Annotated in this window: 15 protein-coding genes; 12 read left to right on the plus strand and 3 right to left on the minus strand. The window is 70.8% G+C overall.

What is annotated here, in order from left to right:
• Window positions 1–615: rhodanese-like domain-containing protein (locus ACWGIF_RS03050; protein ID WP_453490131.1), on the minus strand; the 615-nt coding region annotated here is incomplete at its 3' end.
• A gap of 347 nt (window positions 616–962) precedes the next feature.
• Between ACWGIF_RS03050 and ACWGIF_RS03055 the strand changes: the two genes are divergently transcribed.
• The 7 genes from ACWGIF_RS03055 (at window position 963) to ACWGIF_RS03085 (ending at window position 8,798) form a co-directional block, all read left to right on the plus strand.
• A complete protein-coding gene (locus ACWGIF_RS03055) occupies window positions 963–1,760 on the plus strand; it encodes an N-formylglutamate amidohydrolase (protein WP_453490134.1) in 798 nt (265 codons plus the stop codon).
• Window positions 1,761–2,031: 271 nt separating this feature from the next.
• On the plus strand, window positions 2,032–2,991 hold the full coding sequence (locus tag ACWGIF_RS03060) for a TauD/TfdA family dioxygenase (RefSeq protein ID WP_453490137.1): 960 nt from the start codon (window positions 2,032–2,034) through the stop codon (window positions 2,989–2,991).
• Window positions 2,992–3,291: 300 nt separating this feature from the next.
• Window positions 3,292–4,575 carry a sensor histidine kinase gene (locus tag ACWGIF_RS03065; protein ID WP_453490140.1) on the plus strand — a complete coding sequence of 428 codons (1,284 nt, stop codon included), beginning with the start codon at window positions 3,292–3,294 and terminating at the stop codon, window positions 4,573–4,575.
• Window positions 4,551–5,216: a response regulator gene (locus ACWGIF_RS03070; protein WP_453490143.1), complete on the plus strand. Its 666-nt coding sequence runs from the start codon at window positions 4,551–4,553 to the stop codon at window positions 5,214–5,216. Before ACWGIF_RS03065 ends, ACWGIF_RS03070 begins: the two co-directional genes overlap by 25 nt.
• Window positions 5,217–5,416: 200 nt before the next feature.
• Entirely contained in the window at window positions 5,417–7,000 is a 1,584-nt protein-coding gene (locus tag ACWGIF_RS03075) for a tryptophan halogenase family protein (protein ID WP_453490145.1), read from the plus strand.
• Window positions 6,997–8,256 (plus strand): cation:proton antiporter, encoded by a 1,260-nt coding sequence (locus tag ACWGIF_RS03080; protein ID WP_453490148.1) that lies wholly within the window; start codon window positions 6,997–6,999, stop codon window positions 8,254–8,256. Before ACWGIF_RS03075 ends, ACWGIF_RS03080 begins: the two co-directional genes overlap by 4 nt.
• A complete protein-coding gene (locus ACWGIF_RS03085; RefSeq protein ID WP_453490151.1) occupies window positions 8,253–8,798 on the plus strand; it encodes a flavin reductase family protein in 546 nt (181 codons plus the stop codon). Before ACWGIF_RS03080 ends, ACWGIF_RS03085 begins: the two co-directional genes overlap by 4 nt.
• A gap of 485 nt (window positions 8,799–9,283) precedes the next feature.
• On the opposite strand, the gene ACWGIF_RS03090 is transcribed toward ACWGIF_RS03085, so the two are convergent.
• Both ACWGIF_RS03090 and ACWGIF_RS03095 read right to left on the minus strand, forming a co-directional pair.
• The gene (locus tag ACWGIF_RS03090; RefSeq protein WP_453490154.1) at window positions 9,284–9,499 is read right to left on the minus strand and encodes an MbtH family protein; all 216 of its coding nucleotides are present in this window, start codon (window positions 9,497–9,499) and stop codon (window positions 9,284–9,286) included.
• Window positions 9,500–9,642: 143 nt separating this feature from the next.
• A complete protein-coding gene (locus ACWGIF_RS03095; protein ID WP_453490157.1) occupies window positions 9,643–10,497 on the minus strand; it encodes an ArsR/SmtB family transcription factor in 855 nt (284 codons plus the stop codon).
• Window positions 10,498–11,396: 899 nt separating this feature from the next.
• Here ACWGIF_RS03095 and ACWGIF_RS03100 point away from each other — a divergent pair.
• The 5 genes from ACWGIF_RS03100 (at window position 11,397) to ACWGIF_RS03120 (ending at window position 23,214) form a co-directional block, all read left to right on the plus strand.
• Entirely contained in the window at window positions 11,397–12,395 is a 999-nt protein-coding gene (locus tag ACWGIF_RS03100) for a methyltransferase (RefSeq protein ID WP_453490160.1), read from the plus strand.
• Between the two features lie 58 nt (window positions 12,396–12,453).
• Window positions 12,454–13,608: a tryptophan 2,3-dioxygenase family protein gene (locus tag ACWGIF_RS03105; RefSeq protein WP_453490163.1), complete on the plus strand. Its 1,155-nt coding sequence runs from the start codon at window positions 12,454–12,456 to the stop codon at window positions 13,606–13,608.
• A gap of 349 nt (window positions 13,609–13,957) precedes the next feature.
• A complete protein-coding gene (locus ACWGIF_RS03110; protein ID WP_453490166.1) occupies window positions 13,958–14,716 on the plus strand; it encodes an ABC transporter ATP-binding protein in 759 nt (252 codons plus the stop codon).
• Window positions 14,710–17,322, plus strand: a complete 2,613-nt coding sequence (locus ACWGIF_RS03115) for an ABC transporter permease (RefSeq protein WP_453490169.1) — start codon at window positions 14,710–14,712, stop codon at window positions 17,320–17,322. The genes ACWGIF_RS03110 and ACWGIF_RS03115 overlap by 7 nt, the downstream gene beginning before the upstream one ends.
• Window positions 17,323–17,607: 285 nt before the next feature.
• Window positions 17,608–23,214: an amino acid adenylation domain-containing protein gene (locus ACWGIF_RS03120; protein ID WP_453490172.1), complete on the plus strand. Its 5,607-nt coding sequence runs from the start codon at window positions 17,608–17,610 to the stop codon at window positions 23,212–23,214.
• Window positions 23,215–23,223 lie beyond the last annotated feature (9 nt).

A 23,223-nucleotide genomic window follows, 5' to 3' on the forward strand; every position in this document is an offset into this window, starting at 1 on the left:
GCCCCCTGCCCCCCCCCCGCCGGCGCCCCCGCGCGCGCCCCCCCCCCCCCCCCCGCCGCCCTGGACGCCGTCCAAGGGCGCCTTGCCCCGCTGGTTGAAGGGAAGCCTGCCGAGCACGACCGCCATGCCGCAGGTGTTGCTGAGGGCGGAGAAGACCAGGCCGGCCGCGATCCCCGCGGACAGCAACTGGAAGGCCGGGTGGACGAGGAAGCCGAGGGCCAGGCCGAGAAGCACGACGGAGCCCGCGGTGAAACGGACTTGCCGCTCCATGGCCCAGACGTTCCGCTGACGGCCTGCTGGGTGGTCGAGCCGGTGCCCCGCGGATGTCCAGGCGGCGGTGCCGCCGGTGAGGCTCGACGCGTCGACGCCGTGGGAGGACAAGGTGGCAACGGCGTTCTCCGCCCGGGCACCGGAAGCGCAGACCACCAGCAGCGGCCTGCGACGCGCGGCCTGCCGGAGATCGGGCAGTGCCCGCCCGATGCCGTCGAGGGGGATGTTGACGGCGTCGGGCAGGTGGCCGGAGGCGAACTCGCCCGGAGTGCGGACGTCGACGACGGTCAGCTCGTGGCGTCGGGAGAACGCCTCGCCCACGCTCAGGGCTGCGGAAACACTCATGGCGGATCATGGTCCTTGGCGGAAGAGGGAGGGCCGGCGCGGAACGACGGAGACACGTGCCGGGGATCCTAGACGTCGCAGCGCCCCCACGGCCGCTGATGCCACGACTGCCATGCGGTCGCCATGCGTTTGCCATGCTGCGGCAACGACCGAGGGCAGCGGTCGCCCGGCACCGCCGGGACCGCCCCGCGGCGTCCGCTTGCGGAACCGGCACGAAGGCGTCCTTCCCACAGCGGCGACACACCGGTGACCGCGAGCCGGGAGGGGCGGAGTGTCGGAGTGTCGGACCCCTGCGTCATCCTCGCCGACGTGGATGAAGCGCCTTCCGACAACCCGAGGAGTCACACATGAACCACTCACCCGGATCCTTCCAGCTCCTTCCCGGCGCCGCCGCGTCGCCGGTGATCCTGCACGTACCGCACTCCTCGCGCGTCATTCCGAAGCCCGTCCGCAACGGCATCGTGCTGGACGACCGGGCGCTCGGGCAGGAGCTGGATCACATCACCGACTCCCACACCGCGGACATCGCGGCAGCGGCTGCGGCCGGGTCCGCCGTCACGCCGTGGCGGTTCGTCAACGGGCTGTCCCGTCTCGTCGTCGACCCCGAGCGTTTCCCCGACGAACGCGAGGAGATGCTGGCCGCAGGCATGGGAGCGGTCTACACGCGCACCACCCACGGGGAGCGCCTACGTCCCGACGGCTTCGACGGCCGGCCGTTGATCGACCGCTACTTCCACCCGTACGCGGAGGCGATGACCCGGGCCGTGGAGGACCGGCTGGAGGCCGTCGGACGAGCCGTGATCATCGACGTGCACTCGTACCCGACGAAGCCCCTCCCGTACGAACTGCACGCCGACGGCCCCCGGCCGCCGATCTGCCTGGGCACCGACCCCTTCCACACCCCGGACGGCCTCCTCGCCGCAGCCGAGAAGGCGTTCGCGGGCTTCGGCGGCACGGGGCTCGACAGCCCCTTCAGCGGCACGTACGTGCCGCTGAGGTACTACGGCAAGGACAGCCGGGTCGGCGCACTGATGGTCGAGATCCGCCGGGACGCGTACATGTCCGAGCCGGGCGGCCCCGCCGGCCCCGGCCTTCTCGCGCTGGCGGCGGCCCTGTCGGAACTCGTGGGCGGCCTGCTCCCGTAGCCGGTTCGATCGCACCCGGACCGTCGCCGCGTCGGTTTCCGGCCGACCGCGTTCCGCGCGAAGCCCTGCGCGCGTGCATCGTGATCGATCACCGTGCGCTCCTGACCGCCCAGTTTCACCCGTCGGTCAAAGACATGGCTGCGCGCCGGCGATTTCGAGAGGCTCGACCAGGTTCATCAGCGGTGGACCAAGGGGTCGGCGGCGTTGTGATCGTCGGTGGCGGTACCGCGATACCGGCAATTCCACGGCCGACGGAACGGAAGGAAGGCTTGTGAAAAGGCTTGTCATCGAACCCAACGAGCGCAGGCAGATCGAAGGGCTCGTCGACGAAGTGCTCGACGAGTACGGCCGATGGGACCCCGTTCAGTTCGCCTCGCACGCCAAGTCGGCGGCGGAGTCGCTGCCCATCCGGGTCCGTCATTTCTTCCGGCGGATCCAGTCGGACGAGACCGACGTGGCGGTGCTGTCGGGGCTGCCGCTGAGCCGGGACCTCGAGCCGACCCCGACCGGCTGGGACATGGCGGAGAAGACCGGCGCCGGATGCCGGGAGGAGGTCGTGCTCATGCTGTGCAGTGCCGTTCTCGGCGACCCGTTCGCCTGGGGCAACCAGCAGAACGGCCGCATCGTGCACGACGTGTGCCCGGCGCCCGGCATGGAGCGCTCGGAGACCAGCGGCAGCAGTACGGCCCCGCTGTCGCTGCACACCGAGGACGCCTTCCACCAGTGCCGCTGCGACTACGTGGCGCTCTCCTGCCTGCGCAACCCGGACCGGATCGGCACCACCGTGGTGCGCGCCGACCGTCTCGACCTGCCGGCGCGGCTGTCCGAGGTCCTGTCCGAAAAGCGATTCCGCCACCGCCCCGACCAGTCGCACGTCGGGCCGCATGGGCATTCCAGCGGGGCGGCGGACGTGGACGCGATCCTGTTCGGGCCGCCCGAACTGCGTTACCTGCGTATCGACTTCGACGACACCTGCGCCGCAGAGGAGGACGACCACACCGCACAGCAGGCCATAGCCGAGCTGTACACGTACGTCTCCGAAGCGGTGGAAAGGGTGGTGCTGGAGCCCGGTGACGCGATATTCCTCGACAATTACCGCGTCGTGCACGGACGGGAGCCGTTCGAGCCGAGGTACGACGGAACAGACCGGTGGCTGAAACGGGTCAACCTGATCCGAGACATCCGCCGGGTGTTCACGGCGACCGAATCCCGGTCACGGATCATCGCCTGAATTCACCGTCGGCAGCCCGGCCGGGTCGCGGCGGATCGGCCGAGAGACATGCGCGTCTGCCGTGCTCGCGGCTCTCGCCCCGGCCGAGCACGCCGGGCTGCCGCAGGTGCAGCTGTTTCCCGTACGGACAACCCCTTTGAATTGTGGGGAAAGTTCCTGACGGCGGCCTTGTGGGCCTGCGCGCCCCCGGTGTTGGCTACGGCCCGTGGAACTCTGCACCGGCGTCGCGTCTTGTTGATCTCGAATCCGGGTGCCGGCCGACGGGCGTCCGCGCGTGCGTGCCCGCCGGCCGCGTCCCCGATGAACTGCCGACAGGCGCTGGCCCGCGGCCCGCGCGCGCTGCTGACGTCCAGTTGGCCGTGGCGGTCGCTCGGCTATCTGTTGTGCGGTGCGCTCGTCGTGTTCCTGATCGCGGGCGCCGCGATGAACGGGCTGTTCTTCATCGACAACCTGCCCGGGTACGCCCAGCTGGTGGCGGTGGTGCTCCTGGCCGCCGTGATCGGCATGCCGGTCGCCGCGGCGGAACGCCTCCGCCTGCGGATGGTGGACACCGAGCCCGTCGGCAACCCCCACGTGGCCCCGGACGCGCCCGGCCTGAAGGCGTGGCTGTGGCTGCGCATCGGCGAGGCGGCGACCTGGCGCGAGTTCAGCTATGCGATCGCCCTGACGGCCGTGCTGCCGCTGATCGACTTCGGCGGTGTCCTGCTGTTGGGGAGCGTGCTCATCCTCATCGCCGCCCCCTTCGTGGAGCCCTTCGTCGACCTCGGCCCGCTGGTCATTCTCGGCTACTGGCACGTCTCCGCCCCGCTCGACCGGGTGCTGGTGGTGTTCCTCGGCTTCGCTCTGCTGCCGGTGGTGGCCTACGTGGTGACCGCGCTGGCCGCGGGCCGGACCGCGTTCGTGCGCCTGCTGCTGGCGCCGCGGGAGGCCGAGGTCGTCGCTCGCGTACAGGAGCTCACCCGGTCGCGCATCCGCCTGGCGGACGCGTTCGAGGCCGAGCGCAAGCGGATCGAGCGCGACCTGCACGACGGCGCGCAGCAGCGGCTGGTCGGGCTGATCATGACGCTGGGCATCATGGAGCACGGTCTCGAAGAGGAGCAGTCCGACCGTGCGCGGCTGGTGTCCAAGGCCCGTAGGGAGGCCGAAGGCGTACTGGCGGACCTGCGGGAGTTGATCCGCGGCATCCACCCCCAGCTGCTGACCGACCGCGGCGTTCCGGCCGCGGTGGCCGAGGTCGCCGACCGGAGCCCGGTGCCGGTGCACGTCGACATCACCATGCCGCAGCGCCTCGTGCCCGCCGTGGAGACGGTGGCGTACTTCGCGGTGAAGGAGGCGTTGACCAACGTGGTGAAGCACAGCCGCGCCCGCACGGCGCGGGTGACCGGCTGCCGGGAGGGGGACCGCCTGGTGCTGCGCGTCGCCGACGACGGCGTGGGCAGCGCCAGGCCCGAGGACGGCGGCGGATTACAGGGCCTTGCCGATCGCGTCGCCGTGGTGGGGGGCAGGCTCAAGCTGTTCAGCCCGCCCGGCGGACCAACCGAACTAGTCGTGGAGCTGCCGTGGCGAACACCCGATTGCGCATAGTGCTCGCCGAGGACGCCGTCCTGCTGCGGGAGGGACTGGTCGAACTGCTGGAGCGGTTCGGGCACGAGACCGTGGCCGCGGTCGGCGACAGCCGCGACCTGATCGAGGCGGTCGAGAAGCACCGGCCGGACATCGTGGTGACCGACGTCCGGATGCCGCCGGACTTCAACGACGACGGCCTGCGGGCGGCGATGGATCTGCGCGGTCGCCACCCGGAGCTCGCGGTCCTGGTGCTCACGCAGTACGCCGCGACGGACTACGCGTGCGAGCTGTTGGAGTCCGGTGAGCACTCCCGCGGCGGCCTCGGCTACCTGCTCAAGGACCGCATCGGCGCGGTGGCCGAGTTCCTGGCGGCGATCGAGTGCGTCGCCACGGGCGGCACGGTCATCGACCAGGAGGTCGTCCGCCAGTTGTTGCGGCGCAGGCAGATGAACGAGCCGCTCGGCCGGCTCACCGTGCGGGAGCGGGACGTGCTGGGCCTGATGGCCGAGGGGAACACGAACGCGGCCATCGCGGCGGCGCTGCACGTCAGCCAGCCCACCGTCGCCAAGAACATCGGCAGCATCTTCCTCAAACTCGGCCTGTCCGAGGACGACGGTCACCGCCGCGTGCTGGCCGTGCTGACGTACCTGCGTTCCTGACCGCCTACCCTGCAGCCGTGCCGCCACCGAGCCGCCCGCGCCGCTCGAGACCCGCCCGCGCCGCTTCCTGGACCCACCCGTGCTGCCTCCTACAGCGCTCCTGACCGCCCAGTTTCACCCGTCGGTCAAAGACATGGCTGCGCGCCGGCGGTTCCGAGAGGCTCGACCCACATTCATCAGCAGTGGACTAAGGGGCCTACATGGTGAACAGCGTGGTGATCGTCGGTGGCGGTACGTCGGGCTGGATGACGGCGTCCTATCTGAACGCGGCATTCGGCGACCGGATGGCCGTAACCCTCGTCGAATCGAAGAACGTGCCCTCGATCGGGGTGGGTGAAGCCACCTTCAGCACCATCCGGCACTTCTTCAACTACCTGGGCATCGAAGAGCACGAGTGGATGCCCGAGTGCAATGCCACCTACAAACTGGCCGTCCGGTTCGAGGACTGGCGCGAGCCGGGCCACACCTTCTACCACCCGTTCGAACGCAACCGCGTCGTGGACGGCTTCCCGCTCACCGACTGGTGGGTGCAGAAGAAGCCGACCGAGCGGTTCGACAAGGACTCCTTCCTCATCGCTTCGATGTGCGACGCGCAGAGCTCTCCCCGCTACCTGGACAACTCGCTCTTCGACAGCACATTCGAACGGGGCGAAGAGCACCGCACCACGCTGACCGAGCAGAACACCCAGTTCCCCTACGCGTACCACTTCGATGCGGCGCTGCTGGCGAAGTTCCTGACGCGTCGCGGCGTGGCGCGCGGAGTGCGGCACGTGCTCGACGACGTGGTGGACGTCGCGCTGGACGACCAGGGCGCGATCGACCACGTGCGCACCCGCGAGCAGGGTGACATCCACGGCGACCTCTTCATCGACTGCACGGGCTTCCGCAGCCTGCTGGTGAACAAGGCGCTCGACGAGCCGTTCATCTCCTTCCAGGACCACCTGCCCAACGACAGCGCGGTGGCGCTGCGCGTGCCGGTCGACATGGCCCAGCACGGCATCCGTCCCGCCACCACCGCCACCGCGAAGGAGGCGGGCTGGGTCTGGACCATTCCGCTGTTCGAGCGGCTCGGCACGGGTTACGTGTACGCCAGCGACTACGCCACCCCGGAGGAGGCCGAGCGCACGCTGCGCGAGTTCGTGGGCCCGGCGGCGGACGGCGTCACCGCCAACCACATCCGGATGCGCATCGGCCGCAGTGAGCGCGCCTGGGTGAAGAACTGCGTGGCGATCGGCCTTTCCAACGGGTTCGTCGAGCCGCTGGAGTCCACCGGCATCTTCATCATCCAGAACGGCATCGAGCAGCTGGTCAAGAACTTCCCCGTCGGACAGGAGGATACGGACGAGCAGCTCCGCAACACCTACAACCGGCAGGCCGCGCACGTCATGGACGGCCTGCGGGAGTTCATGGTGCTGCACTGGTACGCCTCGGGCCGCGCCGACAACCAGTACTGGAAGGACACCAAGACCCGCGCGATCCCCGACGGCCTGGCCGAGCGCCTGGAGCAGTGGAAGGTCAAGCTGCCCGACCAGGACTCGATCTACCCGCATTACCACGGCTTCGAGTCGTACTCCTACCGCGCGATCATCCTCGGTCTGGGCGGGCTGCCGGTGCAGCCGCTGCCCGTGCTGGGCAAGCTCGACGGCACCGCGGCGGACCGGGAGTTCCAGCTGGTGGCCGATCAGGCGGCCGCGCTGGTCGAGAAGCTGCCCAGCCAGTACGCGTACTTCGCCCACCTGCACGGTCTTCCCCCGGAGCAGCGGAAGGCGGGCTCGGCGCGATGAACGCAGCCGAGTTCGCGGCCGGGACCGTCCACGTGGTGCTCGCGCTGCTGGCCGTGCTCCTGGTCGCGTTCGTCGGCCGCGCGGTGGCCCGCCTGCTGCGGCAGCCCACCGTCATCGCGGAGATAGCCTTCGGGCTCGCGATCGGTCCGATCCTGCTCTCCCTCGGTGGTAGGCAGACCCTGCTGCCCGCGGAGACGGTCAGCTGGCTGCGCTTCGCCGGGCACGTCGGACTGGTCCTGTTCCTGGTCGGGGTCGCGCACGAACTTCGTCGTACGACCGCCTCGGCCCGGGGCCGGCTGATCGGCTGGACCACCGCGGGCGCCCTGGTCATCCCGCTCCTGACAGGCTGCGGATTCGCGGTGGCGGTGGTGGCCGATCCGGCGCTGCGCGGCACCGCGCCCACCGCGGCGCTCGTGCTGCTGCTCGCGGTCTCGTTGTCGGTGACCGCTGTGCCGGTGCTCGCGCGCATCCTCGAGGAGCGGGAGCTGTTCGACACGCCGGTCGGCAAGCTCTCGATGACCGCGGCGATGATCATCGACGTCGTCGCCTGGCTGCTGCTCGCGCTCGCGCTCGGACTGGCCGCGGGCGGGGCGGGTGGCGTGCCGCGGCTCGCCACCGTGGTCGCCGCCGGGCTGCTGGCGATGTTCTGCCTCGGACGGCTGCTGCGCACCGCCGCCGTGACGGAGTTCCGGGACCGCTTCGGCCGGCTCACGGCCGTTCTGGTCGGGGCGGCCGGGCTGCTGGGCTCCTGGGCGTTCCAGGAACAGGGGGTGACCGAGATCTTCGGCGCCCTGCTGGTCGGGCTCGCCATCCCCGCCGACGGATGGCACGACGTGGTGCGCGTGGTGACGCGGGTCGGACGCCTGCTGGTGCCGGTGTTCTTCGTGGTCACCGGGATCAACGTGTTCTCCGGACAGCTCGGCGCGACGCCGTGGTTCGCGATCGTGCTCGCCACCGTCCTGGGCATCGTCGGCAAGATGGGCGGCGGGTACCTCGGGGCCCGGCTCGGCGGTGCGCCGGCTTCCGACGCGGCGCGCATCGGGGTCCTGGTCAACACCCGGGGCCTGACCGAACTGGTGGTGCTCCAGGCGGGGTACAGCGCCGGGATCCTCACCGCGCCGGTGTTCCTCGCGCTGGTGGTCATGGCGCTGGTGACCACGGCGATGACCGGACCGTGCTACGCCCTGCTCGAACGAAGTACGGTGCGCCGCCGGAAAGTGGCGGCCCTGGCAGCGGAAGGCGGCAAGTGGCCATGATGGACTCCACAGTGGAGGGTGGCGCCGTGGGGCGCTCCACCACGGCGACGGCGGTCGCTCCCGCGCAGTTCCGTTCTCTGATGTCGACGTTCCCCAGCGGTGTGGCCATCGTGACCACGTCGGACCTCGACGGGCAGCCGTGGGGGATGACGTGCTCGTCGGTGTGCAGCGTCGCGGTGGAGCCGGCGACGTTGCTCGTATGCCTCCGGGAGGGGAGCCCCACCCTGGCGGCGATGCTGCGCCGCTCCACGTTCGCGGTGAACCTGCTGCATGCCCGCGCCAGGGCGGCGGCGGATCTGTTCGCCTCCGGAACCCCGCACCGGTTCGACCTGGTGCGCTGGTCGGCCGACCCGGAGTCGGCCGGTCCGCACCTGGCCGAGGACGCCCACGCGATCGCCGACTGCCGGATCAGCCGGACGGTCTCCGCCGGCGACCACACCGTGGTGTTCGGCGAGGTGTTCCGCGTGGAGCACCCGGTCGCGGCCGACCGGACGCCGCTGCTGTACGGACTGCAGAAGTACTCGTCCTGGTCCGTTCTCTGAACGGTCGGAAATCGAGCCGGCCCGGTGATCGACCGGGGGAGCCGGCCCGTGCGGGGTCATCGGGGGTGGCTGACGCCGCACGGGCCGGCTTTCGCGTGTTCCCCGTGCCGCAGGGGAACTCCGGCAGGTCGGCCGCACTGGGAAACGAACCGACCGCCGGGGACTCCGGTGTGCTGTTGTGTGCGTCAAGTGAAGCACCGCGCCGCCGGTTCGCGCTGTAGTCCTGGTTGTAAGAAAACATTATCGCCAGCTATCACGCACTCGCGGCGCCTGCCTCGTGGTCCCGCTCACCGGGATGTCCCCCGTGGACGACGAGGTACGGCGCGGCCGTCGTCCCACGGTGCCTGCCGAGCTGTTGTCCCCATGCGAAAAGTGCCTTCGCACTGGCGCGGACGGAACCCGGGTCAGGCCCGGTGCGCGCAGCTCGAAGGCACTCATCGCATGCAAAGGCTCTTTGCCGGACCGCAGTTCGGCCAAGGGGCGGGCTAGCGCCCGTCCATCGCCTCCGCGAGGCTCCTGGGCCGCATGTCGGTCCAGTTCGCCTCGACGTAGTCGAGCGCCGACTGCCGGTCGGTCTCGGGCAGGACGACCGTCCAGCCTGCGGGCACCTCGGCGAAGGACGGCCAAAGGGAGTGCTGGCCCTCGTCGTTGGTCAAGACGACGTAGGTACCGTCCGGGTTCTCAAACGGGTTGGTGCTCATGGCTTCCCCTTCGTGGGTTGTGGTCGGTCCGAGTTCGGGCGCCGGCGGCGCCGGGGCCGCGTCCGCAAAGACCCGTAGGGGCCCGCGACGCCCTTCACGCGGACGACGGGACGTCGTGGACACGCCCTAGACGTTCGACGCGCTCACGAGGTGCTGGTCGTCCGCCGCTGCCGCAGCAGCGCCACGCCGAGCGGCGTCAGTGAGTGCAGTGCCGTGTTGCGCTTGCGGGCCGTGGTGACCAGTCCCGCCTTGCGCAGCACCGTGGCGTGTTTGCTGGCACCGGCCAGCGAGATGTTCAGCCGCTGCGAGAGCTCACCCGTGGTGCAGCTCTCCGAGAGCGTTTGGAGTGCGGCGGCGCGCGTATGCCCGACCAGGGCGCTCAGTGCCTGCTCGCCACCCCCGCGGTGGCCCCAGAACTCGGTCTCGGTCGCCGCGTCCACGGGCACCGAGAAGACCAGAACGGGGACCCCGATCTCCTGGACGTCATCCAGGACCATGCAGGCCTTGCCGGCCAAGAACAGGGACGGGCACAGCACGAGCCCCCGCCCGTTGAGGTACACATCGCGGTCGGGTTCCCCCGCCACCTCCAGGACCGGAGGCTTCCAGTTCAGCTTGGGGTGGAGGTTGTCCAGCAGGGCGTGCATCCCGTTGGCGATGCCGATCCGGCCGCAGGCGTCACGCACCGAGGCCATGTGACCGCGCATCTGCCGCCAGTGCGGCAGCACGGCCACCTGGCAGAACTCGAACAAGGTCGCCTGCACCCGCTGACGGGTCCGCTCGTCGCCCCCGACGTCGGAGTTGCCACCCGAGTGCAGCCGGAGTAACGGCAGCAGTTCGCCCGCGCTGTACCGGTCGGCGAGCTGCTCGACCTCGGCGACCCGGGTGCCGAGCTGTTCCCGGACGCCTTTGCGCCAGCCGTGGAAGGTGGCACTGCCCTGCCTGCCGAACTGCTCCAGCGCGAAGGCGCTTTCGACGACGGGACCTAAGGTGGAAATCATGTTTAAGTGCGCGAGATCGTCAACTGTGAAGTGAATCCTCAATTTTCGCCCCCGTCAATGCCGGCGGGCCAGCACCTCGGCACACCACTCGCCATCCGTCGAGCTACGGCACGCGCCCGACGGTCGGAGTGTATGGGGACAGGGTGCGATATATCACACCGCGGTCACGTCCCCCAGGCCGGTCCGAGCTGACCCCAACCAACGGTCCCAGTTGACCGTTACGCAGCAGAACGATAAGCGACGTTGGGGATCCCAGGGCGTAATAATGATCACATCACGCTGGCATTGACAGGTAGTCAGTCGGCTCGGAAAAGTCTGGTATCTCTGCCCAGTCGGCGTAGACGCGGCGGATGACCGCGTTGCCGCAGTCGCTGCGCAGCGGCTTGGGTTGCCGACGGCAGGCCGACGCGTACGCGGCCTTGGCCGCGGCGAAGGGCCGGCCGGCTCCGCAGGCTTCCCGCCCAGCGGCCTCAGGGCGCCCGTGCGCCGGTGTCCGGCCCCGGCACTTCGCCGATCTGCCGAGTCGTCACCGCTCGACCCGTACGAGCAGCCGAAGCCTGCCAGAAGAAGCCGGTCGAGGCGATCCGTTCACCCTCGCTGTTTTCCTCAGAAGTAAAACTCCTTCCGCGGAGCGGGCACTTTGGTGCAGGGGTATTCCCCTCGACGCCGTTGCGCGTGAATCCCCGCGCCGGTCCTTGAACGACAAGGCAACTTCCTTGAGGGGGCTCGCGGCCCGTACATAGCCTCGTCTCGGGAAATCGAAAGGCTGGACTTGCCAGTCGTGGCCGAGTGTTCCCGACCGAACTCGCGTCGCTCTTGCTTGCGACTCGAATGCGGGTGCACATCGGCTCGAGCCACGACTGTGTGACCGCCCGCGGAGACGATGTGGAGATTGAGTGATGCTGCCCAACGCGTTGGAAAAAGCGGTGTACGGCGTGTATGCGACGAACGCGGTCCACTTGGCGGACAAACACGGTGTCTTCGGGTTCCTCATCGACCAGGAGGCGCCCACCGACAAGATCGCCGCCGGGCTCGGGCTCGACGAGGAGACGCTCGACCGGTTGCTGGTCCTCCTCGACTCCTTCGGTGTCATCGACCGCAACGAGCACGGCGAGTACCGCATCACTGCGGAGATGGCGCCCTTCCTCGACCCCGGGAGCGCACGCTCCGTCGGCGGCTTCCTCAGCCACGTCATGAACAGCACGCTGGCCCGGCTGCCGCAGCTTGACGGCTACCTGACGGCCGGGAAGTCGGCCGTGGACGCCGCACTCCCCGCCCCGTTCGACGTCATGTACGGAACTCCGAAGCTCACCGAGGAGTTCGTGGCGGCCATGTGGCAGCTCACCTACGACGTCTCCCGCGAGCTGGTGCCCATGGCCGGGCTGACCGGGGTCCGGCACCTGGTGGACGTCGGCGGCGCGAGCGGGCCGTTCAGCGTGGCCGCGCTGGAGGCGACTGCGGGCCTGCACGCCACGGTGTTCGAGCTGCCCGAGGTCGGCCCGTACGTGGCGGACACCGTCGAGCGGTACGGCCTGCAGGGCAGGTTGGACTTCGCCGCGGGCGACTTCCACCGCGACGAGTTCCCGCCGACCGAGTGCGTCGCGTTCGGCTACATCCTGTCCGGCTGGACCGACGAGACCGGCCTGGAGCTGTTGCGCAAGGCATACCGCGCATGCGACGACGGCGGTCGAGTCCTGGTCATGGACCGCCTGTTCGACGACGACCGCCGCGGGCCGCTGCCCACCGCGGTGATGAACCTGTCGATGCACGTCGAGGCGAAGGGCAGGCACCGGACGGCGGCGGAGTACATCGGCCTGCTGGAGAGCGCCGGCTTCGTCGACTGCGAGGTGCACCGGACCACTCAGGACAAGCAGCTGGTCATCGGTTTCAAGAAATGAGACGTCGTGCCACGGCTCGGTGACGACCCGTGGTCCTGAGCGCAGCGCTGGAGGACACATGGAAACCGCACAGGCGTCCTTGCAATTTTCGGGACGGTGCGACGAGATCGCACAGCTTCAGGAACAGGCGGGCCGGCAGGCACTGACCGCGAGTGAGCGCGACCTGCTGGGCAAGCTCTACGAAGAGGCGTACGCCGACCACAGTGCCGCGAGCGAGGTGATGAGGCTGCTGACCCGGTCGTTCAGCCGGGAACCCATCCCCGAGTACTACCGGTACGCCAACCTGCACGTCTACTCGTGGTTCCTCGACCTGCACCCGACCGAGCCCGTGGCCGGGGCCGTGCTGGCCCTGGAGGCGACGCTGGCCGACCTGGACGCGGTCGAGCGGCGCGCGGCTCCCCGGCTGACCGAGGCCGACCACACCGAAGAGCGATTACGGAGGCTGAACGCGCTGCGCGACCAGGTCGGGCGGCTGCCGGTGGAGACCGGCGGCGACACGACGGCGGCCGAGATCATCGACCGGGCGCGCGACGACGGACTGGCGCGCTGGCAGACGTTCGTGCTGACCCGCTGCTCCGGCATCCTCACCTCCAACGACCACCACGAGCACCTCTTCCTGCGCGCGGTGCAGGCGTGCGAGCTGGCCTTCTACCTGATCCGCTACTTCACCGTGAGGGCGAGGGCGTCGATCGGGCGCGACGACGGCCAGGCGCACGCGCTGATGGCGCAATTGGCCCATTACGCGGAACTGCCCAATCACATCTTCCACGTGTTGCAGACGCTCACCCCCGATCTGTTCCTGACGTTCCGCGACGCCACCGGTGAGGCCAGCGCCGTCCAGTCGCTGAACTACCACATGATGGAACTGGTGATGTACGGCTACGACGCGCGCAAGGTCGAGGCGTACTCGAAGTTCGAGCACCTGCACGAGCTGACCGTGCCGCCTCTGCGGTCGGTGCGGCCGCTGCGCGACGCGGTGCTCGAGGTGGAGGACCCGGAGTTGGCCAAGGCGCTCGCGGCGGTCGAGCGCACGCTGCTGACCTGGCGCGGCAGGCACTACGGATTCGGCCGGCGCTACCTGCCCGGGGTGAAGGGGTCCGGCGGCACCGAAGGCGCCGGTTACCTGCGACGGTTCGTCCACAAGGACAACCTGGTTCCTGAACCCATCACCACCGCACCCGAACTCGACCTGTTGGGATACGCGTTCCGCTGATCCCGACCGCCGGCCCGCCGGCCCGCCGGCCCACCCGCCCGCCCGCCCGCTCGGCGGTTTCGCGTGGCTCACCAGCCCCCGGCCGGGGCCCGCACGAAGGGGCCCCGGCGCAGGCGGACCCGCCGACCATGGTGGGGAGCTTCTCATCGGGGAAATCACCACCGCGCATGAACTGGTGTGGAGGAAGATGAATTGCGCCATCCCGGCACGGTGTTGATATCGAGAGACTTCTTCGGGGCGCCGCGACTCGGACCTTGCATTCACCATAAAGACACGGTGTGTTTCTGACCGATGCCATGATCGGGGAATGAGTGGCGGGGCGCGGCGCGGCCTCGGTAGGCTTCCCGGCATGTCTCATTCTGCGTTGCGCTCCACACCAGCCGACTGGTCGATCCGCTTAGATTCGGTGTCCAAAGTGTACGGTTCGACGAGAAGCCCGGTGCAGGCGCTGGATTCCGTAAGCATCGAACTGTGCCGCGGCACCTTCACCGCCGTAATGGGACCGTCCGGTTCCGGCAAGAGCACCTTCCTCAACTGCGCCGCCGGCCTGGACCAGCCGACCTCGGGTTCGGTCTGGCTGGGCGACGTCGAGTTATCCCGCCTCAGCCAGGTCGAGCTCACCGAGGTGCGGCGTGAGCGGATCGGCTTCATCTTCCAGGCCTACAACCTGCTGGGCTCGCTGACCGTCGAGGAGAACGTCACGCTGCCGCTACGGCTCGCGGACCGGAAGACCGACCACGCGTTCCTGCGCCAGGTGCTCACCGCGGTCGGCCTCGGTGATCACCTCAAGCGACGGCCCAGCGAACTCTCCGGCGGTCAGCAGCAGCGGGTCGCGATCGCCCGCGCGCTGATCACCCACCCGGACGCGGTGGTCGCGGACGAGCCGACCGGTGCGCTCGACTCCCGGTCCAGCAAGCAGGTTCTGGAACTCCTGCGCAACGTCGTGGACGACATGGGCCAGACGGTGCTGATGGTCACCCATGACCCGGTCGCCGCCTCGTACGCCGACTCGGTCGTGTTCCTCGCCGACGGCAGGCTCGCGGGCGAGCTGACCCGACCCACCCCGGAGCAGGTCGCGGCGCGCATGACGCACCTGGGCGAGTGGTGATCCGCCTCATCCGGCGGCTGATCCGCCTCGTGGTGCCGCACCGCAAGGACCTGTCACTGGCGTGGAGCACGATCAAGGGGCGCAAGGGCGGTTTCGTCGGCTCCTTCGTCGCGATCGCCGCGGGCTCGGCGGTGATCACCGCCTGCGGGATCCTGCTGGTGTCCGGGCTCGGCACCGGCGTGACCCCCGAGCGGTACTCGGGCGCGGCCGTGGTCCTCAGCGGGGAGCAGTCGTTCTGGCTGGACGAGAGCGCCGAGGTCCGCTACAGCGAGCGCGTCACGCTGCCCGCCGACAAGGTCGCCGCCGTCGCCGCGGTGCCCGGTGTCCAGAGTGCGGTCGGCGACGTCAACGTCGAGGTCAGTGTGCTGAATCCGGACGGTGACGCGGTGGGCGGGCCGGACGGCTTCCCGGTGTTCGGGCACGGCTGGTCCGCCGCGGCGCTCGGGCCGTTCCCGGTGCGCGAGGGCCACGAGCCCTCGCAGTCCGGCGACGTCGTGCTCGACGCCGGCCTCGCCGCCCGCGCCGACGTGTCACTCGGCTCGACGGTGCGGCTCGTGGCCGGCTCGATCGCGTCGTCCTACCGCGTGGTGGGCATCGCCACCCCGCCGGGGGGCGGGTTGGTCCGACAGTCCGCGGTGTTCTTCACCGACGCCCAGGCGACCCAGCTGTCCGGCCGTCCGGACCGGGTGGACGCGATCGGCGTGCGCGCCGCCCCCGGAGTCACCCCGAAGCAGCTGGCCGACAGGATCACGGCCGCCGTACCGGACGTGGTGGCCCACACCGGCGCGGAACGCGGCGACGTGGAGTTCCTGGACGTCGGCGACGCCCGCAGCCTGGTGGTCGAGTCCTCGGCGTCGTTCGGCGGCACCATGGTGCTGATCGTGGTGTTCGTGGTGGCGAGCACCCTCGCGCTGTCGGTGCAGCAGCGCCGGCGCGAACTGGCCCTGCTGCGCGCCATCGGCGCGACACCCAAACAGATCCACTGGATGATCGGCGCCGAGATGACCCTGGTGTCGTTCGTGGGCGCCCTGGTCGGCATGATCCCCGGTGTGGTCCTCGCGTTCGTGATGCGCGGCGTGTTCATTTTTGCGGGCGCGATGCCCGCGGACTTCCAGATGAGCGTGGGGTGGATCCCCGTCCTCGCCTCGCTGGTGCTGTGCATGACCAGCGCCCGGCTCGGCGGCTGGCTGGTCGCGCGCCGGGTGGCCAAGACCAGCCCGGTCGAGGCGCTCGGGGACGCCGCCGTCGAACCCAAGAAGGTCGGCTGGGTCCGGTTGACCATCGGAGTCCTGCTCATCCCGCTCGGACTGCTGCTGACCCTGGGCAATCCGCTGGTGGTGCCGGGCGACTCGGCCGCCGACACCGCGGCGAGTGCCGTCCTGTTGTTCGTCGTGGCGGTCGGGTGTCTCGGACCCCTGCTGCTCAGAGGCGCCATCGTGCTGTTCGGCTGGTACCTGAACCGGCAGTCCAAGGCCCACGGCTTCCTCGCCCAGGCCAACGCGCGGGCCAACTCACGGCGGCTCAGTACGGCCACCACACCGCTGGCCATGGGCGTGACCCTGGCCGCCGTTCAGGTGTTCGGCGCCTCCACGGCGATCGCGGCGTCGCAGGACCAGCTGGAGAACGGCCTGCGGGCCGACCACGTGCTGACCGCGTCGTCCGGCGCCGGGGTGTCCCCCGAGGTCGTGGACGCCGTGCGCGGCATCCCCGGCGTAGCCGTGGTGACGCCGGTGGCTCGGATGCAGGTGCTGCTGACGTTCCCGTCCGAGGACAGCACCGCGACGAAGGTCTTCGCCGCCCAGGGCGTCGCGCCCGAACGGCTCTCCGAAACCATGGACCTCGAGGTGATCGAGGGCGACGTCGCGGAACTGCGGGACGGGACGGTGGCGCTGAGCCGCGTCGTCGCGGAGACCGTCCGGGCGGAACGAGGCGAGACGATCGACCTGCGGCTCGGCGACGGCACGGTGATCAAGCCGCAGGTGGTGGCGATCTACGAGAACGGCCTGGGCTTCGGGGACGTCACCCTGTCCAACGACCTCGTCGTCGCGCACACCACCGCGCGGGTCGACAGCGCGGTGCTGATCAGCGCGGCGGACGGGACCAGCGCGGGGGCGCTCGCCGGCGCGCTGCGCGACGCCGTCAAGCGCTACCCGACGGTCCGGGTGGGCGACCGCGAGGCCTTCCTGGCCACGCCCGGATCCGGCGGCTCGGGTGACTGGGCCCTCAACCTCCTCTTCCAGACCGTGCTGCTGGGCTACATCGCCATCGCCGTGGTGAACACCCTGGTGATGTCGACGGCGGCGCGAGGTCGCGAGTTCGCCATGTTGCAACTGATCGGCGCCAGCCGGGACCAGGTCCGCGCGATGATGAACGGCGAGGCCAGGATCGTGGTCTTCGCAGCGTTGCTGTTCGGTCTGCTGGCGACGATCCCGCCGCTGATCGGCATGAGCCTCGGATGGACGAAGTCGCCCGTACCCAGCATCTCCCCCCTCGGCCTCATCGGGATCGTGGCGGTCACCGTCGCGCTCTCCTGGGGTGCGATCACGATGGCCACCCGGTCCGCCCTGCGGCCCGCTCCGGTCGACGCGATCGGCGGGCGCGAGTGAGCCGCCCGGCGGGCGGCTGACGCCACGGAGCACGCGATGGCGCTGCCGGTTTCCGGCGGCGCCATCGGCGTGCGGACCGGGTTGCGACCCGGCCGGACCGAGCTCGGGGTCATCGGCGCCACACCCGCTGCGAACAGCGGTTCCCCGCGTCGAAACGCCGGCTGACCGCCCTGTTTCGTTCGTCGGTCAAGTGCGTAGCTGGGTCGCGGCCCCTCTGGGGAGACTGGGGCGTCAAGCACGGCTTCCGCTGTGGAGCGCTGCCCAGACCGGAGAGGTAGGCCGCACGTGACCCACGAGGGGTTCCCGGGAGCAGGACCGGCGTCGGACCCGGCCGTCGATCAGGCGCTGACCCGCTTTCCCGTAGACCGTCCACGACCGGAGGCGTCCGCCGGGACCACGGCGACGCACCGGTTCACGCTCGACAGCGCGCTCACATCGCGCCTGCGGCGGCTCGCGGACTCGTCCGGCGGCACGCTGTTCGGCGCGTTGGCCGCCGCGGGCCAAGTGCTGACCGCGGTGTACGCCGGCCAGGACGAGGTGACCGCGATCGTACGCAGCCGGTCCACGAAGGGCGAGGGCGCGCCGGTCGTCCTGCACGCGACCGTCGACAGCGGACTCCCGTTCGACCGCCTCCTGGGCGAGGCCTCCGGCGCGGTGGATGCCGCGCTGCCCGGTGAGTTCGCCGTCGCCGACGCCGTGCTGCGGTTCGCCGAACTGGACGGCGGCCTGGAGGTGTGCGTCGACCACCACCGCGACGTGCTCGGCGCGGCGACCGTCGAGCGGCTGGCCGAGACGTTCCACACCCTGCTGGAGGGCGTGGTCGCCCACCCGGGGCGGCCGTTGTCCGAGCTGCGGCTCGTGCCCGATGACGGGCTGCGCCGCATGCTCCTCGACTGGAACGACACCGCGCGCGCGTTCCCCGCGCACCGCAGCCTGCCGGACGTCTTCGCCGAACAGGTGCGGCTCTTCCCGGACAAGCCGGCCGTGCTGTTCGGCGGCGAGCGGCTCACCTACGCCGAACTGAACGAGCGGGCCAACCGGCTCGCCCACCGCCTGCTCGCCGAGGGCGTCACCACCGAGACCCGGGTCGCACTGCTCCTGGACCGCTCGGTGCACGCCGTCGTGTCCATGCTGGCGGTGGTGAAGGCCGGCGGCGTCTACGTACCGCTGCACGCCGCCTACCCCGAGGACCGCGTCCGTTTCGTGCTGGCCGACGTCGGCGCCGAGGTGCTGCTGACCGACCGGGTGATGGCGGCCAAGGCCGCCACGGCAGCCGTCCCGGTGCTCAGGGTGGACGACGCGGCCACGACCGCCGGTCGGCCCTCCCACGACCCCGAGCGGATTCCGGACGCCCGGCAGCTCGCCTACATCATGTTCACCTCGGGCTCCACCGGAACCCCGAAGGGCGTCGCGGTCACCCACTCCGACGTGGTCGCCCTGGCCTGGGACCACCGATGGCGCGACCTGGCGCACCGGCGCATCCTGTTCCACTCGCCGCACGCCTTCGACGCCGCGACGTACGAGGTGTGGGTGCCGCTGCTGACCGGCGGCGAGATGGTCATCGCCGTGCAGGAGCCGACGCCCGCTCTCGTGCGCGAGCTGATCGCCGAGCACGGGGTGACGGCGGTGTTCCTCACCTCCGCGCTGCTGCGCCTGTTCGCCGAGGAGGCGCCCGACTGCTTCACCGGCGCGGCCACGGTGATCACCGGCGGCGAGGCGCCCTCTCCGGAGGCGCTGGAGCGGGTGATGGCGCAGTGTCCCGGCACGCTGGTCGTCAACGCCTACGGACCGACCGAGGCCACCACCTATGCGCTGTTCCAGGAGCTGTCCCTGGAGCAGGTGCGCTCGCGCGTGGTGCCGATCGGCCGGCCGGTGGACAACACCCGGCTGTACGTGCTCGACGCGTGGCTGCGCCCGGTTCCGGTCGGCGCGCCGGGCGAGCTGTACATCGCGGGCGACGGCCTGGCGCGCGGCTACTTCGGCCGGGCGTCGCTGACCGCCGAGCGGTTCGTGGCCGACCCCTTCGGGACGGGCGAGCGGCTGTACCGTACCGGCGACGTCGTCCGGTGGCGCGCCGACGGGACGATGGACTACCTGCGCCGGGCCGACAACCAGGTCAAGATCCGCGGTTTCCGGATCGAGATCGGCGAGATCGAGGCCGCGCTCACCGCGCTCGACGGCGTCACCGACGCCGCGGTCGTCGTCCACGAGACGCGTGGCGCCCGGCACCTGGTCGCCTACGTGGTGTCGCAACACGGCCGGGAGGCCGACGTGGCGGCGTGGCGCGACGCCCTGGCCGCACGGCTGCCGAGCTATCAGGTGCCGTCCTGGTTCGTCCCGATGGACGCGCTGCCCCTGTCGAACACCGGCAAGGTCGACCGTCGCGCGCTGCCCGCGCCGCAGGTCGACCAGCTGTCCACGGGGGAACACGTCGAGCCGCGGACGGCCACCGAGCGGCTCCTGGCCGCCGTCTGGGCCGAGGTGTTCGGCGTCGAGCGGGTGGGCGTGACCGACAACTTCTTCGACGTCGGCGGTGACTCCATCCTGGCCGTCAAAGTCGTGTCCTGGGCACGGTCCCGGGGCGTCCGGCTGACCGGCAAGGACCTCTTCATCACCCCGACCATCGCGGAGCTGGCCCAGGTCGCGACCCGCGCGGACGGCGCACCCGGTGCCGCCCGGGCGGACCGCCCCCTCGTCCACCTCACCGACGCCGAGACCGAGCACCTCGCCGCCGGCGGGGCCGTCGAGGACGTCTACCCGCTGACGCCGATGCAGAGCGGGATGCTCTTCGACGCGCTGATGACCGGGGACACCGGCCTGCACCTGATCCAGTTCGACCTGGTGCTCGATCACGTCGACGACCCGGAGCTGCTCGGCCGGGCCTGGCAGCGGGCCGCGGACCGGCTGCCCATCCTGCGCACCGACGTGATCTGGGCGGACGTCAGCGACCCGGTGCAGGTGGTGCGCGCCGCGGCCACGCTGCCCGTCACCCAGCACGACTGGCGGGAGCTGCCGGAACCCGGCCGGCGGGAGCGGTGGAACGCCCTGCGCGCCGCGGACCGGGCGGCCGGGGTGGACCTCGCGGCCGCGCCGCTGGCCAGGGTCGCGGTCATCCGGCTGACCGACACCAGCGTGCGCGTGCTGTGGTCGATGCACCACATCGTGATGGACGGGTGGAGCGGCACCGAACTGCTCGCCGAGGTGGTCGCCGAGTATGCGCGGCTGCGCGACGGCGAGGGGCCGGAGCCGCGGCCCCGCGTGCCGTTCCGGGACCACCTGCGGTGGCTGGGCGAGCAGGACGGGGCCGAGGCCGAGGCGCACTGGCGCGGTGTGCTCGGCGACTTCACCACGCCGACCCGGCTGCCCTACGACCGCCCGGCCGCGCCGAACCACCGGCCGCGCGCGACCGCGATGGTGGAGGTGGACATCGCCCCAGAGCTGTCCGCACAGCTCACGGAGGTGGCCAGGCGGACGAAGCTGACCACGAGCACGCTCTTACAGGGCGCGTGGGCGCTGTTGCTGTCGCGCTACGGCGGGGGCCGGGACGTCTGCTTCGGCGGCACGGTGTCCGGCCGGTCACCGGACCTCGCGGGCGTCGACTCGATCATCGGCATGCTGGTCAACACGCTGCCGGTCCGGGTGCGCATGGACGGCGGGCAGGACCTGGTGTCCTGGCTGGCCGGGCTTCAGGCGGAGCAGGCCCGAGCCCGGGAATTCGAGGCCGTTTCGCTGACGCAGGCGCAGTCGTGGAGCGGTCTGTCCGCCGGGGACAACCTGTTCGACAGCATCATGGTGTTCGAGAACTTCCCGTTCGACGAGCGGGCGTTCACCGCACATGGTCTGGAAGTCAGCCACTTCGACACGGAGGTCGGCTCGGGCGCCGCGCTCGGCGTCGTGGTGCTCCCCCGTGACCGGCTCACCATGCGGCTGCACTACGACCCGGCGCTGTTCGACGCGGACAGCGTGAGCCGGATGGCGGACTACCTGAGGACGCTCCTGGAGGCGTTCGCCGACGACCCCGGGCGGACCGTCGGCGAGCTGCCGGTCCTCTCTCCCGCCGAGTACCGGGCGGTCGTGGGCGAGAGGGCCGGCGCGGCCGCCGACCACTCCGTCGAGCACCGGGTGCACGAGCTGGTCGTCGCGCAGGCGCGGCTGCGTCCGGACGCGGTCGCGGTGGAGCTCGACGACCAACGGCTGACCTACGCCGAGCTTGACGCGAAAGCCAACCAGCTGGCCCACTACCTGATCGAGCGGGGCGTCGGCAGCGACGTACTGGTGGGCATCGCGCTCGAGCGGAGCCTGGACCTGTTCGTCGCCATCCTCGGCATCCTCAAGGCGGGTGGCGCGTACGTACCGCTGGATCCGGACTACCCGGCGGACCGGCTGGGCGTCACCTTGGCCGAAACCCGCCCGCCCGTGGTGCTCGCCCATGAGGGCGGCATGGGCCGGTTCCCCCGGACCGACGCGGACCTGGTGTTCCTGGACCGGAACCGGCCGATCATCGCCAAGTACCCGGACACCGACCCGCAGGCGCAGGGCAGCGCCCGCGACCTCGCCTACGTCGTCTACACCTCGGGCTCGACCGGCCGGCCCAAGGGCGTGATGGTCGAGCACCGCTCGCTCTACAACACCGTGACCGCGGTGGTCGGCCCCTACGGGCTCACGCCGAGCAGCCGGGTGTTCCAGTTGTGCTCCATGAGCTTCGACACGGGCGTGCAGGACCTGTTCACCACCTGGGCCGCCGGCGGCACGATGGTGGTGCCGGGCCCGGATGTGGCGCGCAACGGCGCCTACCTGGTCGAGCACATGCTCGCGGGCGAGGTCACGACGGCGTCCATCCCGATCACCGTTCTGTCGTCGCTCGACGCGGATTCCCTGCCCGGGATGGAGACCGTCCGGGTCGGCGGCGACGTGGTCGTGCCCGAGGTGGCCGAGGCGTGGGCACGCAACCACCGCGTGATCAACAACTACGGGCCGACCGAGGCGGGCGTGACCGTGAGCCTGTTCGAGGTCGAGCAGGGTGCGGGCTACCGCAGCGTGCCGCTGGGCAAGCCGCTCGCCAACACCCGGGCCTACCTGCTCGATGACCGCCTGTCGCCGGTGCCCGTCGGGGTGCCCGGAGAGCTGTACGTCGGTGGTGTGGGCATCGCGCGGGGTTACGTCGACAACCGGGCCAGGACCGCCGAGCGGTTCGTCGCCGACCCGTTCGGCCCGCCCGGGTCGCGCCTGTACCGGACCGGCGACGTGGTGCGCTGGCGCGCGGACGGCACCCTGGACTTCGTCGGGCGCGCCGACGACCAGGTCAAGATCCGCGGGTTCCGGGTGGAGCCCGGCGAGATCGAGAGCGTGTTGCTGCGGCACGACGGGGTGGCCGAGGCCGCGGTGTCGGTGTGGCCGGACGACAAGGGCGACAAGCGACTCGTCGCCTACTTCGTGGGCCGGCCCGGGGTGCATGCGCCGACCGCGGAGGAGCTGCGCCGCCACCTCGGCGCCTCGCTGCCCGACTACATGATCCCGTCCGCGATCGTCCTGCTGGAGCGGATGCCGCTCAACCACAACGGCAAGCTCGACGGGGCGGCGCTGCCCGCCCCGACCCGCCAGGACGGCGTGGGCGCCGAGTACGTCGCCCCGAGGGATCCGACCGAGGAGGCGTTGGCCCGGATCTGGTCGCAGGTGCTGGGCATCGAGCGCGTCGGCATCGCCGACGAGTTCTTCACCCTCGGCGGCGACTCCATCAACAGCCTGCGCATCGTCGCCAGGATGCGCACCGCCTTCGGCGTCGAGGTCACCCCGCGGGACCTCTTCGAGGGGCCGACCATCACCGCCCTGGCCACGACCATCCGCGACCGGATCCTGGCCGGGGTGCTGGAGATGGCCGCCGCTCAGTCCTGAACGCGTCGG

Source organism: Streptomyces sp. NPDC054849 (genome assembly GCF_053610945.1).